Raw genomic sequence first — 21,063 nt, 5'->3', positions numbered from 1 at the left:
TGGCGCGACGTGCTTGAGAGGTTCGGAGACAGCCGTGGCGATCATGTTCGTCAGAGCACAGGTGATCAGCAGGGGAGCAGGACGCAGCATCGTCTCGGCCGCTGCCTACCGCCATCGCGCCCGGATGATGGACGAACAGGCTAGGACATCCTTCAGCTATCGCGGCGGATCGCGTGAACTGGTGCATGAGGAGCTGGCGCTGCCGGACCAGATCCCCGCCTGGCTAAAGTTCGCGATCGACGGACAACCCGTCGCCAAGGCGAGCGAGGCGCTCTGGAATGCCCTCGACGCCTTCGAGACGCGGGTGGACGCACAGCTTGCCCGCGAGCTCATCATCGCGCTGCCGGAAGAGCTGACGCGGGCGGAGAATATCGCCCTGGTTCGCGAATTCGTCCGGGACAATTTCACGTCGAAGGGCTTGGTCGCTGACTGGGTCTATCACGACAAGGACGGCAATCCGCATATCCACCTGATGACGACGCTGAGACCCCTGACGGAGGAGGGGTTTGGGCCGAAGAAGGTGCCAGTCCTGGGCGATGATGGAGAGCCATTGCGTGTCGTCACACCGAACAGGCCGAACGGCAAAATTGTCTATAAGGTCTGGGCCGGCGACAAGGAAACCATGAAGGCGTGGAAGATCGCGTGGGCGGAAACGGTCAACCACCACCTGGCGCTGGCCGGCCATGAGATACGTCTCGACGGCCGCTCCTATGCTGAGCAAGGCCTCGATGGGATCGCGCAGAAACACCTCGGCCCGGAGAAGGCGGCGCTCGCGCGCAAGGGTGTGGAGATGTATTTCGCGCCCGCCGATCTGGCGCGGCGGCAGGCGATGGCCGACCGGCTGCTTGCGGATCCTGCGCTTCTTCTCACGCAGCTCGGCAACGAACGTTCCACCTTTGACGAGCGCGATATCGCCAGGGCGCTGCACCGCTATGTCGATGATCCAGTGGACTTCGCCAATATCCGCATGCGGCTCATGGCTTCGGATGAGCTGGTGCTGCTGAAGGCGCAGCAGATCGACACCCAAACGGGCAAGGTGACAGAGCCGGCGGTGTTCACAACGCGGGGGATCCTGCGCATCGAATATGACATGGCGCAGTCAGCCGAGGTTCTGTCGATGCGAAAGGGTTTCGGCGTCTCCGGTGCCAAGGCCGCCGCCGCCGTCCGAAGCGTCGAAACGGCCGATCCGGAAAAATCCTTCAGGCTCGATGCGGAACAGGTCGATGCGGTACGTCATGTCACGCGCGATAATGCCATCGCGGCGGTCGTGGGGCTTGCCGGCGCCGGTAAGTCGACACTGCTTTCGGCGGCCCGCGTCGCATGGGAAAGCGACGGCCGACGGGTAATCGGCGCGGCCCTTGCCGGCAAGGCCGCGGAAGGGCTGGAGGATAGTTCCGGGATCCGGTCGCGCACGCTGGCCTCCTGGGAGCTTGCCTGGGCCGGCGGGCGCGAAAGACTGCAACGCGGCGATGTGCTCGTCATCGACGAGGCCGGCATGGTGTCATCGCAGCAGATGGCGCGTATCCTCAAAGCCGTGGAGGACTCCGGCGCAAAAGCCGTGCTGGTCGGCGACGCTATGCAACTGCAGCCGATCCAGGCGGGTGCGGCGTTCCGAGCAATTACCGAACGGATCGGCTTTGCGGAACTTGCCGGCGTGCGGCGGCAGCGTGATGTCTGGGCGCGCGATGCATCCCGTCTCTTCGCGCGCGGCAAGGTCGAAGAGGGGCTCGATGCTTATGCGCAGAAGGGCCGCATTGTCGAGACCGAAACCCAGGCCGAGATCATCGATCGCATCGTTGCCGATTGGGCCGGTTCCCGCCGTGACCTGCTTCAGAAATCTGCCGTAGGCGAGCATCCTGGGCGTCTTCGCGGCGACGAACTGCTTGTGCTTGCTCACACCAACGATGACGTCAGAAAGCTGAACGAGGCCCTGCGCAAGGTCATGATCGACGAGGGCGCGCTGACAGGTGCGCGCCAATTCCGGACGGCACGTGGGGTTCGTGAGTTTGCTGCGGGCGACCGGGTCATCTTCCTCGAAAACGCCCGCTTCCTTGAACCACGGGCAAAGCGGCTTGGTCCCCAATATGTAAAGAACGGCATGCTTGGCACGGTCGTTTCATCCGGCGACAAACGCGCAGATGCGCTGTTGACGGTGCATCTCGACAATGGCCGGGACGTCGTGATCAGCGAGGATAGCTACAGCAATGTCGATCACGGCTATGCCGCGACCATCCACAAATCTCAAGGCTCGACGATCGACCGGACCTTCGTGCTCACCACCGGAATGATGGACCAGCATCTGACCTACGTGGCGATGACAAGGCATCGTAGCCGCGCCGATCTCTACGTAGCGCGCGAGAACTTTGAACCGAAGCCGCAGTGGGGAAGTAGCGCACGTGTCGACCATGCAGTCGGCGTCACCGGTGAATTGGTGGATACTGGGTTGGCGAAGTTCCGGCCGCAAGATGAAGATGCCAAGGAAAGCCCCTACGCCGATGTCAGGACAGACGACGGAACCGTTCATCGACTTTGGGGCGTGAGCCTTCCGAAGGCACTTGAGGAGGGTGGAATCGCGGCAGGCGATACTGTGATGCTCCGCAAGGATGGCGTCGAAACGGTCACGGTGAGGGTGCCCATTACTGATGAAAAGACCGGCAAGAAGCGCCTCGAGGAACGTCAGGTCGAGCGTAACGTCTGGACTGGAACCCAAGTCGAAACTGCCGATGCGCGCAAAGTTAGGATCGAGCAGGAAAGCCATCGGCCGCATGTGTTCAAACAGCTTGTTGAGCGCCTTGGGCGATCCGGCGCCAAGACGACGACGCTCGATTTCGAAAGCGAGGAAGGCTATCGGGAGCATGTCCTTGATTTTGCCCATCGGCGTGGCATCGACACGCTCGCCCGGGCCGCTGCGGAATTCGAGGAGGGCGCGGCGCGACGGTTGACGTGGCTTGCGGAGAAGCGGTCGCGGTTGGCGGAGCTTTGGGAGCGGGCGAGCATTGCGCTCGATTTTGCGATCGAACGGGAATGGAGCGTCTCGTACAGCGAGGAGCGCAGGGTATCCTTGGTTTCCGGCATCCCGTTGGGCGGAAACTATTTGATCCCACCCGCCACCGAATTCCCCCGTAGCGTTGAAGAGGATGCGCGTCTCGCGCAAGTCGCCTCGCAACCGTGGAAGGAGCGGGAGGAAATACTCCGGCCGTTGTTGCAAAAGATCTATCACGACCCGGATGGCGCGCTGTCGGCGCTCAACGCTCTGGCGTCAGGCGCAGGCGTCGAACCGCGCAAGATTGCCGAAGATCTTGGCCTTGCGCCCGAACGCCTTGGCCGATTGCGTGGCTCTGACCTCATGGTCGATGGTCGCGCTGCCCGCGCCGAGCGCAACGCTGCCATGGCCACCTTATCGGAGCTGCTGCCGTTGGCGCGCGCGCATGCAACCGAGTTCCGCAGGCAGGCGGAGCGCTTCGCCAGCCGAGAGCAGCAGCGGCGCACTCATATGTCATTGTCCATTCCCGCGCTTTCGAAACAGGCGATGGCGCGTCTCGTCGAGGTCGAGGCGGTCCGGGAGCGCGGCGGGGTCGATGCCTACAAGACGGCCTTCGCCTATGTCGTAGAGGACCGCTTGCTGGTCCAGGAGATCAAGGCCGTCAACGAGGCGCTGACCGCGCGCTTCGGCTGGAGTGCCTTCACCGCAAAGGCCGATCCGACCGCCGAGCGAAATGTTGCCGAGCGCATGCCGGAAAATCTCGCCCCTGACCACCGCGAAAAGCTGGTGCGCCTGTTCGAGGTGATCAGGCGTTTCAGCGACGAGCAGCATCTCGCAGAAAAGCAGGATCGCTCGAAAATCGTAGCCGGCGCAAGCATCGAGTTCGGAAAGGAGGCAATGCGCGTGTTGCCCTTGCTTCCCGCCGTCACGGAGTTCAAGACACCCGTCGCCGATGAAGCGCGGGAAAGGGCGCTTGCCGTTCCCCATTACAATCATCATCGCGCCGCCCTCATGGATGCGGCGACACGCATCTGGCGCGATCCGGCCGGCGCGGTCGCCAAGATCGAGGAGCTTGTCGCAAAGGGTTTTGCCGGCGAGCGGATTGCCGCAGCCGTCAGCAACGATCCGGCCGCCTATGGCGCGTTACGTGGCTCCGGTCGCATCATGGACAAGTTGCTTGCTGCCGGACGGGAGCGCAAGGCCGCGCTTCAGGCCGTGTCGGAAGCAGCAAGCTGTGTCCGTTCTCTCGGAGCGTCTTTTGCCGCCGCGTTGGAGGCCGAGACCCAGGTTATCGTCGGAGAGCGGCGGCGTATGGCGGTCGCCATTCCCGGTCTATCGCAGAAGGCCGAGGATACGCTGCGGCAGTTGACAGCAAGAATGAAGAAGAGGAGTGGGGGGCTCGACGTTGCTGCGGGTTTGATCGATCCGCGCGTCGCCCAAGAATTCATCGCCGTTAGCCGGGCGCTCGACGAGCGCTTCGGTCGCGACGCCGTCCTGCGCGGGGAGGAGGACGTGATCAACCGTGTGTCGCCGGCGCAGCGCCGCGCCTTCGAGGGGATGCGAGATCGGCTGCAGGTCTTGCAGCAGACTGTGCGACTGCAACGCAGCCAGGAGACCGTTTCGGAGCGTCAGCGGCGCGTCGCCGAATTCGTCCGCGGTATTACCGGAGAGCATTGAAGAAAGCACAAGGAGAAGGGCAAGGCTGACTAGTAAGCCCTTCTCACCAATTGCCGTGTTCGCGTTACATCAGCATGAGGCACTAACGCCATGATTTTGGAGCATTTCCCGATTTCGACGATGCCGCGGAAACGTCTGATGATGGCGAGGATATCGTCTGCCGTCGGGGGGCCGAAAATGGGGCTATGCGGAAAAGGGCGCTTTGCGAGAACTGCGAACCTGTGCGGGAAAAACAGCTGAACAACCACGCTGAGCGACTGAAGGGTACCCACGAAGGTCCAGGGCGGCCACTGCTTCCGAGGCATCCTTACATCGCGCCGAAAGGCACGCTGCCGGCCGGGTGCCATTCAACGTGCTCACCTGAAAACGTCGCGACGCCGCACAGGCTTCCCAGCAGAAGTGTCCGGATACCATAGAAGGTGATGGTGTCCTGCGCGTCGATCCGGAAATGCAGGCCCTCATCTGTCGGCCTCAGGATAGCGCGTGCGTCACCGAAGTCGAGCAATCGATCGACGCCCGTGGCGGCGATCGAGCGGCAATAGTCGCCATAACGGGCGCAGACCTTTTGGGTAACCTTTACTGCATGTTGGACCGGCACGAACGCCTCGGCGGTATGCTTGTACATCGAAACTCCTTGCTGCCAATCCGCGCCATTGGTGCTTCCCTTTTCCCCTTGGTGGCTCCGCCGCCTTAGTCCTGCACATTCGTGGCACAGCATCCATTCCGGTGTTTGCGATACAGTTCGCTCGGCATCGAACAACTCATACGTGCGATATTCATGCACGCTTTGGTCGAGCGCTCGACTACTAATTCTATTAGTCGCCTGAGCGCGGAAACTCGTGTCCAGTGGCCTGAAGCAGGATTTCTTCGGAGAATGGAGATGGAGATACTAGCTGTGCCGGCCGCAGCGCGCGGAGAATTTGCTGACTTGATCGACTCGATGCATCGGCTGCGTGCGCGAGTGTTTGGCGACAGACTGAACTGGGATGTAGACATAAGGGACGATCGTGAGACCGATGCTTACGATCAATTCAATCCGACCTATATCCTGGCTGTTTCTACCACAGGTGCAGTGGCGGGCTGCGCGAGGCTCCTCCCGGCTACCGGGCCGACGATGCTTGCGAATACATTTCCGCAGCTCCTCTCATCGCGACGGCTCGACGCCCATGCAGGCATGGTCGAAAGCTCGCGCTTCTGCGTCGACACGGCGCTCGACGAGGGCAGGACGGGGAGAGTTCTCCACAGGACGACGCTTGAGATGTTCGCCGGCATCATCGAGTGGTCGATGGCGAACGGCTATTACGAGATCGTCACGGCAACGGACCTGCGTTTCGAGCGCATTTTGAAACGCGCCGGCTGGCCGATGCAACGCCTTGGTCGGCCGTGTCCCATTGGCAGCACGATGGCCGTAGCTGGAATGCTTCCTGCCGACACCGCGAGCCTTAACCGGATTCGCGCTGCTGCCTGTCGCCAGGAACACACGTGCACCACAACTCCGCTGCTTGAGGCGGCACGGCGTGGAACGGGCTCTTCAGCCGATTGCGCGCAATCGGTCACACCGCCCACAGAGAACGATCCAGGTCCTCACGAGGGATCAGATCACAACTGACGCTGCGCGAGAGAGGAGAGGTCTTTGAATTCCGCGCGACCGCAGATCCTGATCGGTTCGACCGATGCGGATTACTATCTGCTACTCGTCCATATCCTGGAATCCGAGGGATATCAGGTCATTCTTGGTTCCGGGGTCGAGGAGATCGTCCATTTTGCAGGCGAGTACGATGTCGGAGCCATCCTTCTTGACTGTCGATCGGGAGAAGATTGGGCTCCCGCGGCCTGTGTAAAGCTAAAGCAGGAGCCGCGGACATTCGGGATTACGACGGTCGGGTTGATTGGACCTGGCGCGGAAAGTCGGTTTATCGATCTGCTGAAGGCCGGGATTGACGAGAATTTCGTAAGACCGATCACTCCCTCCAAGCTGCTCAGCTTCCTTCGCGACCGTATCCTCCTGCCGCCCGCGTCGGGTTCAATGGCGGGCGACGGTCATATCCTCGCCTATGCAGGAATTGAACTGAATACCAACAGGCACAGTGTCAGGTGTTTCGGCATCAACATCCACTTGGGACCGATCGAATTCCGGTTGCTTCAGTTCCTGATGGAGAACCGCGAGCAGGCGTGCAGTCGCGCACAACTCATCGAAGCTGGTTGGCCCGAGCGTCGTTTCGTCGACGCCAAGACGGTCAATGTCCATATCGGCCGACTGCGCAAGGCGCTGAGCGCGGCCGGTGGCGCTGATCTCATCCGAACGGTTCGATCGTCCGGCTACATGCTCGATGGTTCCAGTCAGGAGCAATCGCACAGGCCGCATCGGCCGGGCGAAGGGACCGGCGACTAGGACAGCATTCCGGTTGTCGAAAAGGAGCAGCTGTCATGGATCTGGTAATCCGAAATGGAGGTCTCATCACCGGCGACGGCAAGACGTTTCACAAGCGGGCTGCCGTGTATGTCCGGAAGGGAAGGATAGCCGGTGTCGACGCCGCAGGCGCCGAAATCGCGGCGCGAGAAACCATCGATGCAACCGGCGGCATCGTTATGCCAGGTTTGATAAATGCACATGCGCATGGATGTATTCGGGGGCCTTCCATGCCGAGCGGCTCGAAGCCATTTGAAGGCGAGGATGTTGCCTATTTCCGGAACCGACATCTTCTTCAGGGAACAACGACCCTTCTCAACGTCTGCGGCCTGGCCATGGCCGACGAAATAGATGTCGACGACGTAGAACCTCATGCCATGGATATCCGCGTTTCCACGGCTCACACTCCGAAAAACATCGAGGCGGCGCTTGTGGTCGACGGAAAGGGACTTTCAGCACGACACCTGAGCGCGACGACAGATGACCTGTTGGCCTGCGGCGCGGTCGCCCTTGGCGAGGCAGGTGGTGGGCAGACACTGGGTGGCGGCGCGCAAGAGTACAAGTTCATCCCGCGAGCCTTCCTGCACGAGTTCGGGGTCGAAGTGACACCCGCAGCCGCGAGGCGCTTGAAGAACGCCGTTCTTGGCCGCTATCTCGATCCGGCAGACGGCCTGTCGAATTTAAAATTGACCAACGAGTTGGAGTGCTGCGGTCTTTCCGGGCTCGCCGATGCGGACCGCGTTCGCGATATCATCACGCGATCGGTGATGCCTTCGGTTGCCCTCTCGCTGGCCGGATTCGATGAAATCGCACGCGAAGCCGAGCGGTTAGGATATCCCGCGATCTTCCACAATGCGGCACCATCGGCGAAGCGTCTGATTGCCGCGGTCGAGAAGCACCCGAAAGCACGTCTCGTCGCCGGTCATAGCAATCACCCGAGCTTTCTCCCGGAGGAGGCCGTCTCGATTGCCCAGAACCTGAGAGGAAAAGGGGCCATCATCGATGTTTCGACACTGGATTGTATAGGGACGCGCTGGCGCAACGATCCCTCCAACCTCGACGCACTGATCGATGCGGGCTGTGTCGACACGATTTCGACCGATTTTGCCGGCGGGCATTGGGATGGAATTCTTGAAGCGATCCAGCGAATGGTCAGAAAGAAGCAATTGCCTGTGGCGGAGGCGGTGGCCCTTGCGACCGGGAATGTCGCGCGCGTCTTCACTCAAATGGCCGGTGACCGCGGGCTGATTGAAAAAGGCAAGCGCGCAGACCTGATCGTTGTCGACCACGTTAATCTGAGCCGGGTTAGGCATGTCGTGATCGGAGGCCGTATAGTCGTCAGGAATGGCCGGCTTATCTGACGGCGCCAGCCGGAGATGGCTCTCACGGCGACTCCGACAGTGTTTGTCTGCGGCGGCGGTTGCGAGATATCGGCGACGGATACGATCCGATTGACACAGAGGGCAGTGGTTGAGGCTTCAGTCGATCAATCGCATGCTCAGGCGCTGGAGGAGGGGAACAGCATCTCCTTTTTTAAGTGCTTCAAAAGCCTGCAGGACGGTATTTTGTGCCTTGGGAGAAAACTTGCCCCGCGTCGCTATGGAGAACTTATCGATGAGATCGTCCCATGCTAAGGGGCGCGCCTTGTCGCCGCGGGGCGAGGTCACCTCGGAGGTGATCAATCTGCCGTCGATCATTTGCAGGCATACCTGCGCAAGGGTCTCAGTTGGAAAACGGGCGTCGATCTCGGGATTGACCGAGAGACGAACCTTGCTGGCGAATTCGATGAGGTCCGGCCTGCCCAACTGCGCACTACCGACCGGCGCCAGCGCCGCAGGTCCATCGACAACAGCAACCGCCATGCAATAAGGCAGACTGTATTGGATCTCCGTCAATGTATTGGGAGACACGGTGTTTGAAAGTCGGAGAGCCCATTGAAAGGTCTGCACTTCGATTGATGCGATTTGTTCGGTCCTGATGTCAGCACCTGCCGAAAGCGCCGCGAAGGCATCAAGAGCGGGATGGATGTAGCGGCAGCAGGAATAGGGTTTGAAATAGACCCTCGAGATCTCAGCCGGATCAACCAAGTTCGCGATGATGCTCGGCCGGTCGAAGTGCGACGCATGATCGAGCAAATCCTGCGGCCCGGTAAATCCCCGCTCTGCGAGGCGCAATGCGGTCAGGCCCGTCACGACACTCCAGGGAATACCTTCCTTGACGTCGTTCCCGGTGAGGTTGGCATAGCCAGAGCTGCCGTTCGCCTCCTGATTTGGCGCGAGCACTCCGGCTACAGCGAGTGCGTGTGCGAGTGCCGGGGGATCGGTTCTGTAGAGGCGGCCGGCCGTCGCCGCGGCAGCATAGCCCGTCCAACGTCCCGATTGTCGGCTTTTGATCGCTTGCGGGTTCTGCGCCACGGCGATGCGAATTCCGATCTCGTATCCGAGAGCGATTGCGGTCAGGAGATCATCGGCGGATGAACCAATCGCAGATGCCACGGAGAGTGCTACGGGTATCACAGCCGCACCGGGATGACCGCGCGCGGCGCGATGGCCGTCGTCGAAATCGAGCGCGGATGCTGACGCAGCGTTACAGACTGCCGCAGCAGTGACCCCGAGACATTCACCCGTAAACCAGACCGAAGCCCGGCCGCTTCCAAAATCCTGCCGGGCGACCGCGCGGGCTGCACGCGCACTCGGGACATCACAGCCGACGACGTAGGCGGTGACCGCATCTACAATACAGCAGGTGGCACTTAACTTCAGGTCGGGCGGCAGAGCATCGGAAGGATAGTTCGCGAGATACTCTGCGAGGATTTCGGTCACATACATCCGGTCCCTCCGTAAAGCTTAGGACGCCGCGCGTCAGTTCGTGCTAGATGACTGGACGGATGACGCCATGCCCCCATCTGGCGAGAACCAGGTTTCATAAACATGAGCGGCGACGTAGAGGTCCAGCATAGGCAGGCCAACGCACGTAATGAGGATCGGGAATTCCGATCCGCCGCCCGTGTCGCAGAAATCTTTTAAGTTCAAGACACCGAGCACTGGGCCAAGCTGCTCCAATGTCGATCCCTTGCGTGAGAAGTAGAGCGCCAGGCTTTGCGAGTTTCGCCGCGACACCATGGAAATGTCATCACAGAGCGCCAGTCCCGACCGAAGAACTTTTTGGATATGGCCGGACGGCGTCTCGTCTCCACCGAGATGCAGGACAACGGCATTTGGGCAGATTTCTGCGCTCTCAAACACCGGTGCGCTGGCATTGGAAGCGGTGATGACGAACCGGCAATCACGCAGCCTCTGATTATCCACGACAGCTTCGAGCCGAATGCCAAATGACTGTCTCTGCCTTTTTACGAGTTGGTGCGCGGAAGTGCCTGAGCGGCTGCGCACGTATATTTTCGAGATGATGCCGGGTCCGAAATGACCGAGCACTCTGATGATCTGCTCGGCAATGGGGCCCGCTCCAAAGAGGAAAACAGACAGTTCTTCTGTTTTGGGAAAGAAAAGTTCAAGCGCCATTGAGGCATAGGTTGCCGTTCTTGCGGCAGAGATATCGGTTCCGTCCATCACGCAAAGCGGGCGCAGCGTGAAGTTGTCGAGCAGCAGGATCGTCGACGTCGAACGCGGCTGACCGAGTCGCCGATTTATCGCATTGGCACCAACCACCTTCACGGCGGCGTATCTCGCTCCGACGCTGGAGAGCGCAGAGAGCTTCCAGCCCAACCGCTCGCCTTGCAACGTATCCCGGTAAGCTTCAAACTGGGGTTGGTTCCACAAGGTGGCTTCGGGAAAGGACAAAACAGATTTCAGGCCATGGGCCTGGCCCAGGCGGATGTCGGACCAAGCTGCCCTGGCGGCATCGAGGAGCGCGGATGCCTCGAGACGGACGCCGAGGCGCTTCATTTCCGCAAGTGAAATGTATCTGGGTGTGCTCTCCATCACCGTTCTCCGTGGAATTGTCGACGCCATGCGACCGGGAGCAATTTCACATCTGGAACGGAGGGATTAAAGGAAAGGTTCGGATACATTTTTGTCGTCTTTAAATGAACGACTTTTGCCGCTGAGCCGAGAACCGAACCGGATTTGGCGATTTCGCGCTGCGGGAAGGGAGGGGGAATTCGCGTCGTTCGGATCGTCACGAATGGATTCTTCGTCGACAAGATCCGCAACTTGCAGTCTCGCTATTTCCGATCGCCGCCGCCCGCCGGAGGCAAACGCGGTCAGAAGCAGCGCCCGGTCGCGCAGATCCACCAGGCGCTCGCCGGCGCAGGCCTGCAGCAGTATTGCGAGAATGTCGGCCGTGACGGCCTTCTTGCTTTTGCGCTTTCGCGGTCGAGCGCTGGCGCGCGCGCAAGGCGCAAGGAGGATTTGAGCGAGGGGCCGTTGAAGGCACCGGTGAGCCCGCGCCAGCGGGTGAGGATTTGACCAACTGGTCAGACGTCGACGTACCGTATCAGGGGCATGGGGGCATTTCGCGCGAAGCAGGCGGTATCCCGCAAGCCGGACTCGCCTCTGCACGCTTGATGGGACCCCAAGCTTTCCGGCGCCGGTCTGGGGAGGGGGCTGCCGGTGGCAAGCTGACACCAGGCCTCGAGCGTAGCCGAGATTGGAGGCGAGTGCGCACAGCGTATTGTCGCCTATGCCTTCGCCAGCGAGATGTTTGAGTGTGGCGACGTCGTCGTCGGTGAGGAGCGCAGCGAGCTGGTCGCGCGGATCGAAGGGCGAGTTCTTCGGCGCGGCGGTGTCGCGACTGTGTCAATAATTGCGCAAGGATTGCTATTGTGGTGCAATCCGGAGGTGTGGCATGAACGTTTCCATTGGTGACCGCTGGGAAGCCTTTGTATCTAATATCGTGAAGGACGGCCGTTACGGCTCCGCCAGCGAAGTGGTGCGCGAAGGCCTGCGTCTGGTCGAGGAACGCGAACAGAAGCTGAGGGCGCTGAGCAGCCTCCTTAACAAGTCGATTGCCGAGGGCGGTGAAGTGTCCGATGCTGAGATAGATGCGGCGCTGGAGGCCAAAGCCGCACAGCTGACCAAGGAAGGCTTCTAAGCGTGCCGCAGCTTCGTATGCTGCCTTCGGCGCTCGCTGATCTGGCTCTGCGCCCCGATATTCATCCCGGAATCCGGTTTCTTCGGCGGGACAAGGCGGCTATTTGGTTTCTTCCGTTGGAGCATAGCCGCGCAATCGTTGTCGCGGCAATTTTCTATGGTGCGCAGGACCACATCAGAAATATGCTCGCGCGCATGCTGGCGGGGTAAGATTCCCACAGCCCCGAAGCCTTCGTCAGATTGACCCTAAATCGGTCGCGTCGGCGGCGGTACCTGCGGTTCATTTCCGCACTCGCATGGCCAAGCTGCTTTTGCGCTCGTCGACTTCGGCCGAGGAGGGCAAGCCGGCGCGCAGCGAATGACTGGAGAATTTGGCTGCCGGCACGTCTTCGCTGAAGTCGCCATGCAGGGGGGCCGTGGAGGACTCCGTCTCCACAATGTCGATTTGCGGTTGCAGGCTTAGCTTGCGAACAAAATGCGTCATGTCGGTATATGCCGGTATCAGCTGACCAATAAGCGAAGGAGCGTCCGGAGCGATCCCGCTTTATCCAGCGCGTACACGTTATCCATGGCTTCGCAAGCACCGCTATCTCCCAAGACCGGGCTCGCAAGTCGCAAGAACTTACCCTCGAGAGCTGATTTCGGCATGGGGTTACTTGCCTCTCCCTCCGCAACGTCCACGTGCCTTTCGAAGCTCTGCCCGTCGCGCAACTGTAACCAAGCGCTTGCAGCGTGAGCGCCTCGAGGCGAGGCGTGGCTGGTATGTGGCCTGAGCTCGATACTGTCTTGAAACCGCCCGGCGATCTCGTCATGAAGCCAATCATCCACGAACCAGTCGGGACCGGACTCGACGCCGAATACGGCCATGGCTATGGCGTGCGGTGCGCTGAACTGTGCTGCCCACATGTCCCGTGGACGCACTTTGCTAAATGGCGGTTCGCACACGATCGGAGGTGCGGTCACGACCAGCTTGGCATGCAAGCCGTCGGCGGGATCAATGCCGGCCATCCGGACGACGTCGCGGCTGGCCTGGACACTGCTTTGGATGAGCCGGCAGCAACTGAATGGCTTGAAACCAACCCGGAGAATTTCGTAGGAGGCCCCCAAACCTTTGGTCAATTTATCGAAACGGCACTCGTCGGCGCCCGCCATCCGCCAGAAACCCATCTCACCCTCGAAGACATCCAAAGGCCCCTCGTAGCCGGCAGCGGCAAGGCGCGCGGCCAAGACGCCCATTTGCGCGGCCATGCCGAAGTTGTTCTTCGCCATCGAAGGCGTGTCTCCGTAGACGGTCTTCATGACGGACGCCACTGGCGCATTCGCAGCAGCGATCGCGATCGCATGCGCCGCTCGTCCGGCGTCGAGACGCATGAGTCTCGCGGCCGCGGCTGCTGCACCGAATGTCTGCCAAGTCCCATGGCCGTGAATGGCCTTTCTGGGCTGGACGTGAGCAAGTGAGATGCCAACGCGGCAACTCACCTCATAGCCGATGATCACGGCCTCGAGGAATTCTGTGCCTGAAGACTTCATGTGCTCAGCGACCGATAAGGCTGCCGCAATCACCGTGGCTCCGGGATGGCCCTTCTCGTAGATGTCGTCGAAGTCGAGCGCATTGATCAAAGTTGCCTTGACGAAGGCGGGTGCGACCTGGCTGTCCGTCCGCAGTACCTCCAGCATGCCAGCCATCGGCAGCTTATGCCCGCCGAACAGGCAGCCAAGGGAGTCCAGGAGGCAGAGCTTGCCCTTGTCGATGACGTCGCCTGGAACACGAGCGAGTGCTTCCTCGGCGATATAGCTGCCGAGCGTTTGCGTGATGAAAGCGGTCATATCTGGTGTCCGATTACCCGATGATGGCGATTGGCGGTCCATTTTCAGGGGAGCGTTGTCTACGTGCTACTAGAAGAAATTGGTGCCCCGAAGGTCTGCACCGGCGAGCTGCAGGAGGAATTGCAACGCTCACTGCGGCTGCAACCTCGGTTGACGCGTGCCTGATCGACAAACGAAACCTTGTGCGACGCGGCGGGAATGAGCTTGCGAACTGCTGCCACACGGTCGAGATCGAGGTGTGCGGAAACCACGCCGACCTGATCGACGGCGCGGGCTATGACCTGTCCCCAGGGGTCGCAGACGAGAGAGTTGCCGTAGGTGAAACGGCGATCTCCGTCCGCTGCAGTGTAGCCTCCCCACTGACCACAGGCGACGAAATAGACCTGGTGCTCGATCGCGCGTGCACGGCAGAGCACTTCCCAGTGGTCCTTTCCCGTCTGTAACGTGAAGGCCGCGGGCAGAATGACCACATCGACGCCGGCGTCTGCAAGCGCATCAAAGAGCCGGGGGAAGCGAAGGTCGTAGCAGATCGCACAGCCGATCCTGAAACCGCCGGATTCGTAGACGAACAGGCTTTCTCCAGGCGCAACGGTGGCGGATTCTCGATACATCTTGCCATCTGGCGCCTCGATGTCGAACAGGTGAACTTTGCGGTAGCGGCCGACCTCGTTACCTTCTGGGTCAAAGACGACCGTTGTGTTGTAGATCTTCGAACTTCCATCGACCCTTTCGAGCAAGCTGCCGCCGTGGATCCAGACCTTTTGCCGGGCGGCGAACGCCTGCAACATGCGATAGGCGTCGCCGCCCGGCATATGATCAGCCGCCGCCAGTTTCTCCGCCACCGTGCCGCCGGACCAGTCGAAATGTTCCGGGAGAACGATGAGATCCGGTGTATCGCGTGCGATTGCCTGCAGCATCAGGCTCTCGGCCGCGCGCAAATTGCTGTCGCGGTCGGGCTGGGAGTTCATCTGGACGAGGGAAATCTTCATTATACGATCCGATCCAGTTCGAAGATGGAATGGCCGGCCTCAAGGTAGGGCCGGAGCTTAAGGGAGCGCTGTTGGCGCTCGAGGGCGACGTCGGCGATGCGACGCATATCGGAGGGATCGGCAACGAAGACACCCTCCGTATCTGCCAGGACCGCATGCCCAGGCAGCACGGCCGCCCCGCCGCAGGCGATCGGGACATTGATCGCGCCACCGATCTGGTGCCGGCGGCTGGTCGTCTTGGACGAGACTCCGCGACACCAGACCGGGAACCGGCTGGCGCGGATCTCCTCGATGTCGGTGCAAGGACCATCGACGATAATGGCGACGGCGCCACGCGCTCGGGCAGCAGCAACGACACCGCCGCCGACGCAGGCCACGTCGTCCCGGTCGACCCGGGAGATGACGAGAACATCTCCCGGGCGGAGCAGATCGATTGCCGTATAGATGACGGCTCCATCGCGGCCGGGCGCGGCGACCGTGACTGCCGTTCCAATTGCCTTGGCCGGAAAGACCGGCGCAATTCCTGCCCCAACAAATCCAAGATATTCGAAGTGGCCGATGGTTGCGGTTTCGACTCCCTCGAGCAGGGTTCGCAGTGCGTCCGGGATCGCTTCCGGCTGTTTTTCGATCTTGTAAGGCTGGGACATCGATGAGACTCCGATCTGCCCTGTGGTTCACAAATCAGACCGGGCGCTCGCCGGATGTCGTCGTCCGATGCATAATCCGGATGGTATTTGGGTCGAATGAATCGCGTCGGTGCATCGTGCAACGGTTGTCCCACATCACGATGTCGCCCACGCTCCATTTCTGGGCGAAGACTTCAGGCGTGTTGGTGGTGTGCTCCCAAAGCCTTGAGATCAGGTCGTTGCTTTCATCGAGCGGCATGCCGACGATCCACGCCCCCTCCGACGTCCCACCAAGATAAAGCGCTTTGCGGCCCGTCTCGCCGTGGGTTCTGACCAGCGGATGAACGACGCCGCTCCATTCGCGAAAATCCGTGCTCGTCGGTTCGCCTTTCCCGAGGCGCAACTTGCCCGTCTTGTCGTAGACGTTTTGGAAGAAGATCTGCCGCCCCTCAACAGCCCTGCGCAGCTCCTCGGGGAGCGTTTCGAAAGCCTGGTAGGTCGACAGAAAATACGTGTCTCCGCCGGAAGGGGGGACCTCGATCGCCCTGAGGATGGCGCCGGCGGGCGGGCGCTCGTAGAACCATGTGTCCGTGTGCCACGTCGCCTCGCTGTTGCCGAGCGCGCCGCTCGGCTTGCCGTCCTTCATCACATTGCTGATCACCAGGATTTCGCGATGGACCGGGTGTCCGCCTTCCTGCCATTGCTTAGGATGGATGACGAAATCCCCGAAGTGACGGGAAAAGTCGACCTGCTGCTGGTCTGTGATATCGGTCGCCCGAAAGCGAATGACGCCATATTGCAGCCAGTAGGATCGAACCGCCGCAATGTCCGCGTCGTTGTAGTCGGAGAAATCGAACCCGACGATATCTGCGCAGACGTTGCTGTCATTCTGGATTGCCGAAACTCTTGTTTTCATGTGTGTCTTTCGCCTCCGTGTGGGAAGATCCCGGGCTCGGGATCACATAGAGCTTAGCGGAGTGATAAATCGGTATTCCAATATCAATTCTTTCGCATTGATAATGGAAGACAATGAATATCACTATTGCTCCAGCAGTTGGACAGCGGAATGGGCGATGGCGAGCTCTACGCGGCAGCCGGCCGAGAGCTTCTCGATGCGGGTCGAGCGGATCATGGACTTCAAGGTGATCCCGCTATCGACGAGCATCCAGGCCTCGAGATAGGCGCCCAGATTGACGACCTTTTGGACGGTGCCTGTCAGGCGGTTTACAGGTTCGTCGAGGGCCCCTGCCGCATCTGCGAGCCTGACGGCCTCCGGTCTGATACAGCAGAAGCGCACATTGTCAGGAGCGACGTCGTCTCCCCGCGTGGCTGTGAGCACCGCCTTTCCTGCGCCGAGGGATACCTTCAGGTTCCGATCGCTCCCGTTCTCTGCGGATGCCGGGAGGATATTGGACTTGCCGATGAAGTCCGCCACGAAGGAGGTCCTCGGGCGGGCGTAGATGTCCGCGGGCGCTCCTTCCTGCGCGACCACTCCGCCCTGCATGACGATGATCCGGTCGGACATGGCCATCGCCTCTTCCTGGTCATGGGTGACATAGATGAAGGTCATGCCGAGATCTTCCTGGATCTCTTTCAGTTCGACGCGCATCGCTTCCCGGAGCTTAAGGTCAAGGTTTGAGAGCGGTTCATCGAGAAGCAGCACCGACGGTGAGGGTGCAATCGCCCGAGCGACCGCGACCCGTTGCTGTTGGCCTCCCGAAAGTTCTTTCGGATACCGATCCTCAAAGCCCTCGAGATGGACACTTTTCAAGGCCCGTAAGACACCGTCGGCGACTTCCTCGCGGGGCCGGCCCTGCATCTTTAGGCCAAAGCCGACATTCTGGGCGACCGTCATATGCGGGAAGAGTGCGTAGTTCTGGAAGACCAATCCGATTTTCCGGGCTTCCGGCGGGACGCCTTCCTGATCGTGGCCGCGAATTCGGATCTGCCCGCTCGAGGGCGCTTCAAATCCGGCGATCATGTTCAGGGTCGTCGTCTTGCCACATCCGGACGGGCCAAGAATGCTGACGAATTTTCCCTTCGGGATGGCAAGGCTGATATCGTCGACGATGCGGTTTGCACCGAACTGCTTGCTGACGGAAAGGAGTTCAATATCGATGGTGGTCATTTGCTACCCCCGTGGAACTGGGCGGAGAAGCCGCCGATCTTTTCGAAAAGGATGATTACGCCAAGGATGAAGAGGAGTGACGCGACATTCACTGCCGCAAGCACCGGATCGAGGCTGTATTCGAGATGGTTGATGACGGTAATCGGAAGTGTCGTCTGACCGGGTCTGACCAGGAAGACGGAGAGCGGGATGTTGTTGAAGGAAATGATGAAGGCGAAGGTCATCCCCGAGAAGAGGCCGGAGCGGATCAGCGGCAACAGCACGTATCGGATCCTCTGCGTGATACTGGCGCCCAGTATGCGTGCCGCGCGGTCCAGCCGCTTGTCGAAACCGAACATCGCGGTGGCCGCCATGCGCACGACGTAGGGCAACGTCAGGATGATGTGAGCCATGACAAGGCCGGGCGTCCCCAGCAGGTCGTAAAGTCCAATCGAGGACAGGAACAGGACGACCGCCACGCCCTTGACGATTTGCGGGACCGACATGGGTGACAAGAGGAACGCCATGATGGCGGTGTGTCCCGGACATTTTGCGTAGGCGACGCTGTAGGCTCCAAGGACGCCGAGCAGTCCGCTAGCGAGCGACACGATGACGGCAAGTTCGACGCTGAGTAGAAACGGATCGAGCCAGCGGCTGGTCCATAGCGCCGCGTACCATTGCAAGGTCCATTCGCTTGGGAGGAACGTCACGGCCGAGGTTGGACTGAAAGAGGCCGCGACGACGACCACCAGCGGAAGGGTGATGAAAGCAAGGATGGCGGCAAGCGCCATCCTGAACAGATATGTGAGCAGTCGGTTCATTGGAGCCTCCCGAGACTAAAGGTGAAGTTTTTGGTGGAGGCGCGACTCCAGCCTGGATCCGACGAAGCAGGCGGCCAGCATCAGGATGAGAAGAACGTTCGCCATGACCGCCGCGAAGGGCCAATCGAGATAGAACAGCACCTGCTCGTAGACCATTGTGGCCATGACTTTGAAGCCTGCGCCGCCAAGGAGGGCCGGGGTCGCATAAGCGCTTGCGGCCATGGTGAAGCCAATCAAGAAAGAGCTTACGATTCCCGGCACGGAGAGCGGCAGGATGATGTGCCGGATAACAGCGAGACGTGACGCGCCAAGAATTTGCGCAGATTTTTCCAGATTGGGGTTGATACCCTGGAGGCTCGTCAGAAGCGACAGCACGCCAAATGGCAGGATGACGTGAGTAAGCCCAACCACGACGCCGAAAAGGTTCTTCGACAAAGGCAAGGGTTCCGTGATCAATCCGGTCCATATCAGCGCGGTGTTGATGAAGCCGCGATCTTCGAGAATGATGAGCCAGCCATAGGTGCGAAGCACGACCCCCGCCAATTCCGGCGCAATGGCAAGCGCGAAGATGACCGTTCGCCAGCGCGATGTGGCGCGTGCCAGATAGTAGGCGAGGGGATAGGCCAGGACGGTCACACAGAGCGCAACGAGGCCCGACATCACGACGGTGCGGGCCAGGCCCGCAAGGACCAGATCGTTGCTGAAGAAGCGGCTATAGCTCGCAAGTGTCGGGCTGCCCTCCGTTGGGCTTTGAAAGCTAATCCCGATCATCATGCCCATCGGTATCGCGAAGAAGAGCACCAGGACGAGCGACGGCGCGATCAGCGGCAGAAGTCCCTTGACAGGGGCTAGGGCGCGCGGAGGCTTTGTGGGAGTGGAGCAAATAATGACGGCCATGATCTACCTCACTTGGCCGCCGCGACGACATCACGTTCCCATCGTTCTCCCCAGGCGGGGAGCCGTGTCGCGACCGCAGCGAGATCGGGCAACAGAAGGGCCTTCAGATCGGCCTCGGTGGTGATTTGTTTGGCACGGATATCGGCGGGCACCTCGATGTCGATCCGACCGCTGCCGACTTTGTAGCCGGTGACCCATGCCTCCTGGCTGGTCTTCTCAAGAAAGAAGTTGACGAACTTGAGAGCTGCGTCTCGGTTCGCCGCGTGCTTCGGCACGTTCAGGGTTGCGACCAAGGGGATCGAGCCTTCCTTCGGCAGGACATAGTCGACCGGCAAGCCACTATCGACGAGAAGTTGCGCGCGCCCGTTCCAGAAGGGCATCGCCCAGACGTCGCCTCCTTTGAGGTACGTTTCCATGACCGAGGATGATTGCTCAAAGCCGATCGACTGCCCCGCGAGCTTGGCCATGGCGGCAAAGCCAGGATCGACGTTCTCGAGCAGATCGCCACCATGGGCGACCGAGAAGATCTCCATCAGGTAGGCCGCCATCACGTTTTGGAATGTCGGCAGGATGATCTTGCCCTTGAGGCTACCATCCAAAAGCGCGTTCCAGGAATTCGGACGCTCTGCCAGCTTGTCCGTCCGGTAAAGAAGCGAGAGATATTGCACTTCGTGAACCGCGCCGCAGGGGCCAGCAACCCCGGCGATCACCGATGACAGATGCTGAAGATTGGGAACCTCCTCTGGCGAGAATTCCTCAAGCAGGCCCTCCTTGCATCCTTCGAGCGATTGAGAAGCGGTCATTACGACGACATCGAAGCCGGGGCGGCCGTTGGTGGCCTTGATCTTGGCATAATCCTGGGAGGCCGAACCGACGGCGTCATAGATAACCTCGATCCCGAATTTGGCCTCGAAAGGCTCAATGATCCGCTCCCGGATGATGGTTTCGTACGGCCCGCCATAGCTGTTGACGATGAGCGTTTCGGCGTGGCCGTTCGCGGCCAAAACCATTGATACGATCGCAGGTGCGCACAGCGCAGTGTACCTCATGACGATCCCCTTTGTTGGTGTTGTCGGTTCGGTGACATTGCGCCCGCCAGTCTTGCGATCTCCAATATTGAATTCCCGGTATTGATACGGAAACCATATCAATCGTGTTGCATTCGCTGAACTGGCGGACGGCTTGCATCGGATTCGGTCTTGAGGGCCTCAAGCTCTATGAATCCGCGCTCGGGTTTATGCGCGCTGCCTCAGGCAGCCGCTTCGTCACCCCGGCTGGCAGATTTCGTTGATCAGGTGTGGATCGGATTTCAGCGATTTGAAGATATGAAGCCAGAACCGGTAATGGCTTTCGCGATTGAGGTCCCTGGCCTCGAATGCGCGCTTGGCCGCAGCGGTCACGGCGTCGCAGCCGTAAAACTCCATTGCAAGTTCCACAGCCGCCGCGACCGCGACGTCATGTTGCGCATCCGCCTCGTTTGACGGTTCCAGTACATTCTTCAATGGCTTCGACATGGCGACTCTCCTTTGAGAGTCCGGCGGGGAAATGTGGCCGGACGGTCTCACAGCGAAGATCGCGTCGTCCGGAAACACATGGGTGCCACTCATATCGAGCAGGTTGAATCTTAACTCATTTCCCGCTTTAGATGAAGCCAATTCTTCTCCGACATCGTTGTTCG

16 protein-coding genes and 4 pseudogenes are annotated in these 21,063 nt (G+C 60.3%); 6 read left to right on the top strand and 14 right to left on the bottom strand.

All coding sequences use genetic code 11. The features are described 5' to 3' along the window. The first annotated feature begins 34 nt into the window (after positions 1-34). Positions 35-4,660, top strand: a complete 4,626-nt coding sequence (gene traA / locus ACQ5BM_RS08345) for a Ti-type conjugative transfer relaxase TraA (protein ID WP_429809991.1) — start codon at positions 35-37, stop codon at positions 4,658-4,660. Positions 4,661-4,967: 307 nt separating this feature from the next. Here the strand turns inward: traA and rctB are convergent, their stop codons facing one another. Beyond that, positions 4,968-5,285 (bottom strand): SMa0974 family conjugal transfer regulator, encoded by a 318-nt coding sequence (gene rctB / locus ACQ5BM_RS08340; RefSeq protein WP_429809990.1) that lies wholly within the window; start codon positions 5,283-5,285, stop codon positions 4,968-4,970. A gap of 255 nt (positions 5,286-5,540) precedes the next feature. On the opposite strand from rctB, the pseudogene traI reads away from it, so the two are divergent. The 3 genes and pseudogenes from traI to ACQ5BM_RS08325 form a co-directional block, all read left to right on the top strand. Beyond that, positions 5,541-6,131, top strand: a pseudogene (traI, locus tag ACQ5BM_RS08335) (acyl-homoserine-lactone synthase TraI); the annotation flags it as partial. 162 nt (positions 6,132-6,293) lie between these two features. Continuing rightward, on the top strand, positions 6,294-7,052 hold the full coding sequence (locus ACQ5BM_RS08330) for a winged helix-turn-helix transcriptional regulator (protein ID WP_429809988.1): 759 nt from the start codon (positions 6,294-6,296) through the stop codon (positions 7,050-7,052). A 35-nt stretch (positions 7,053-7,087) separates the two neighbouring features. After that, a complete protein-coding gene (locus ACQ5BM_RS08325) occupies positions 7,088-8,431 on the top strand; it encodes an amidohydrolase family protein (protein ID WP_429809986.1) in 1,344 nt (447 codons plus the stop codon). A 117-nt stretch (positions 8,432-8,548) separates the two neighbouring features. Here the strand turns inward: ACQ5BM_RS08325 and ACQ5BM_RS08320 are convergent, their stop codons facing one another. The 3 genes and pseudogenes from ACQ5BM_RS08320 to ACQ5BM_RS08310 all read right to left on the bottom strand — a co-directional run. Further along, positions 8,549-9,898, bottom strand: a complete 1,350-nt coding sequence (locus ACQ5BM_RS08320; RefSeq protein WP_429809984.1) for an MmgE/PrpD family protein — start codon at positions 9,896-9,898, stop codon at positions 8,549-8,551. A gap of 33 nt (positions 9,899-9,931) precedes the next feature. Further along, complete coding sequence (locus ACQ5BM_RS08315; RefSeq protein ID WP_429809982.1) at positions 9,932-11,008, bottom strand: ornithine cyclodeaminase; 1,077 nt, start codon at positions 11,006-11,008, stop codon at positions 9,932-9,934. Positions 11,009-11,170: 162 nt separating this feature from the next. Continuing rightward, a pseudogene (locus tag ACQ5BM_RS08310) lies at positions 11,171-11,791 on the bottom strand (integrase); the annotation flags it as partial. Between the two features lie 82 nt (positions 11,792-11,873). Here ACQ5BM_RS08310 and ACQ5BM_RS08305 point away from each other — a divergent pair. Together ACQ5BM_RS08305 and ACQ5BM_RS08300 are read left to right on the top strand one after the other, a co-directional pair. Beyond that, the gene (locus ACQ5BM_RS08305; RefSeq protein WP_429809980.1) at positions 11,874-12,119 is read left to right on the top strand and encodes a type II toxin-antitoxin system ParD family antitoxin; all 246 of its coding nucleotides are present in this window, start codon (positions 11,874-11,876) and stop codon (positions 12,117-12,119) included. Next, a pseudogene (locus ACQ5BM_RS08300) lies at positions 12,092-12,328 on the top strand (type II toxin-antitoxin system RelE/ParE family toxin); the annotation flags it as partial. The gene ACQ5BM_RS08305 and the pseudogene ACQ5BM_RS08300, both read left to right, overlap by 28 nt. A gap of 8 nt (positions 12,329-12,336) precedes the next feature. On the opposite strand, the pseudogene ACQ5BM_RS08295 reads toward ACQ5BM_RS08300, so the two are convergent. The 10 genes and pseudogenes from ACQ5BM_RS08295 to ACQ5BM_RS08250 all read right to left on the bottom strand — a co-directional run. Beyond that, a pseudogene (locus ACQ5BM_RS08295) lies at positions 12,337-12,527 on the bottom strand (integrase); the annotation flags it as partial. Positions 12,528-12,619: 92 nt separating this feature from the next. Beyond that, positions 12,620-13,945 carry an MmgE/PrpD family protein gene (locus ACQ5BM_RS08290; RefSeq protein WP_429809978.1) on the bottom strand — a complete coding sequence of 442 codons (1,326 nt, stop codon included), beginning with the start codon at positions 13,943-13,945 and terminating at the stop codon, positions 12,620-12,622. Between the two features lie 59 nt (positions 13,946-14,004). Further along, positions 14,005-14,934 (bottom strand): carbon-nitrogen hydrolase family protein, encoded by a 930-nt coding sequence (locus ACQ5BM_RS08285; RefSeq protein ID WP_429809976.1) that lies wholly within the window; start codon positions 14,932-14,934, stop codon positions 14,005-14,007. Further along, entirely contained in the window at positions 14,934-15,581 is a 648-nt protein-coding gene (locus tag ACQ5BM_RS08280) for an RraA family protein (RefSeq protein WP_429809975.1), read from the bottom strand. The genes ACQ5BM_RS08285 and ACQ5BM_RS08280 overlap by 1 nt, the downstream gene beginning before the upstream one ends. 34 nt (positions 15,582-15,615) lie before the next feature. Next, a complete protein-coding gene (locus ACQ5BM_RS08275) occupies positions 15,616-16,476 on the bottom strand; it encodes a TauD/TfdA dioxygenase family protein (RefSeq protein WP_429809973.1) in 861 nt (286 codons plus the stop codon). A gap of 123 nt (positions 16,477-16,599) precedes the next feature. Further along, positions 16,600-17,688: an ABC transporter ATP-binding protein gene (locus tag ACQ5BM_RS08270; RefSeq protein ID WP_429809972.1), complete on the bottom strand. Its 1,089-nt coding sequence runs from the start codon at positions 17,686-17,688 to the stop codon at positions 16,600-16,602. Further along, positions 17,685-18,488 (bottom strand): ABC transporter permease, encoded by an 804-nt coding sequence (locus ACQ5BM_RS08265; RefSeq protein WP_429809970.1) that lies wholly within the window; start codon positions 18,486-18,488, stop codon positions 17,685-17,687. The genes ACQ5BM_RS08270 and ACQ5BM_RS08265 overlap by 4 nt, the downstream gene beginning before the upstream one ends. A gap of 15 nt (positions 18,489-18,503) precedes the next feature. Continuing rightward, positions 18,504-19,385, bottom strand: coding sequence for an ABC transporter permease (locus ACQ5BM_RS08260; protein ID WP_429809968.1), 882 nt, complete (start codon positions 19,383-19,385; stop codon positions 18,504-18,506). An 8-nt stretch (positions 19,386-19,393) separates the two neighbouring features. Continuing rightward, on the bottom strand, positions 19,394-20,395 hold the full coding sequence (locus ACQ5BM_RS08255) for an ABC transporter substrate-binding protein (RefSeq protein ID WP_429809966.1): 1,002 nt from the start codon (positions 20,393-20,395) through the stop codon (positions 19,394-19,396). A gap of 255 nt (positions 20,396-20,650) precedes the next feature. Continuing rightward, entirely contained in the window at positions 20,651-21,040 is a 390-nt protein-coding gene (locus ACQ5BM_RS08250; RefSeq protein WP_429809964.1) for a hypothetical protein, read from the bottom strand. Between the last annotated feature and the right edge of the window lie 23 nt (positions 21,041-21,063).

Source organism: Ensifer sp. B1-9, assembly GCF_050474445.1.
Lineage (GTDB): Bacteria > Pseudomonadota > Alphaproteobacteria > Rhizobiales > Rhizobiaceae > Ensifer.
Note: the sequence above shows the minus strand (reverse complement) of the source record. Positions and strands in the feature narration are given on the sequence as shown.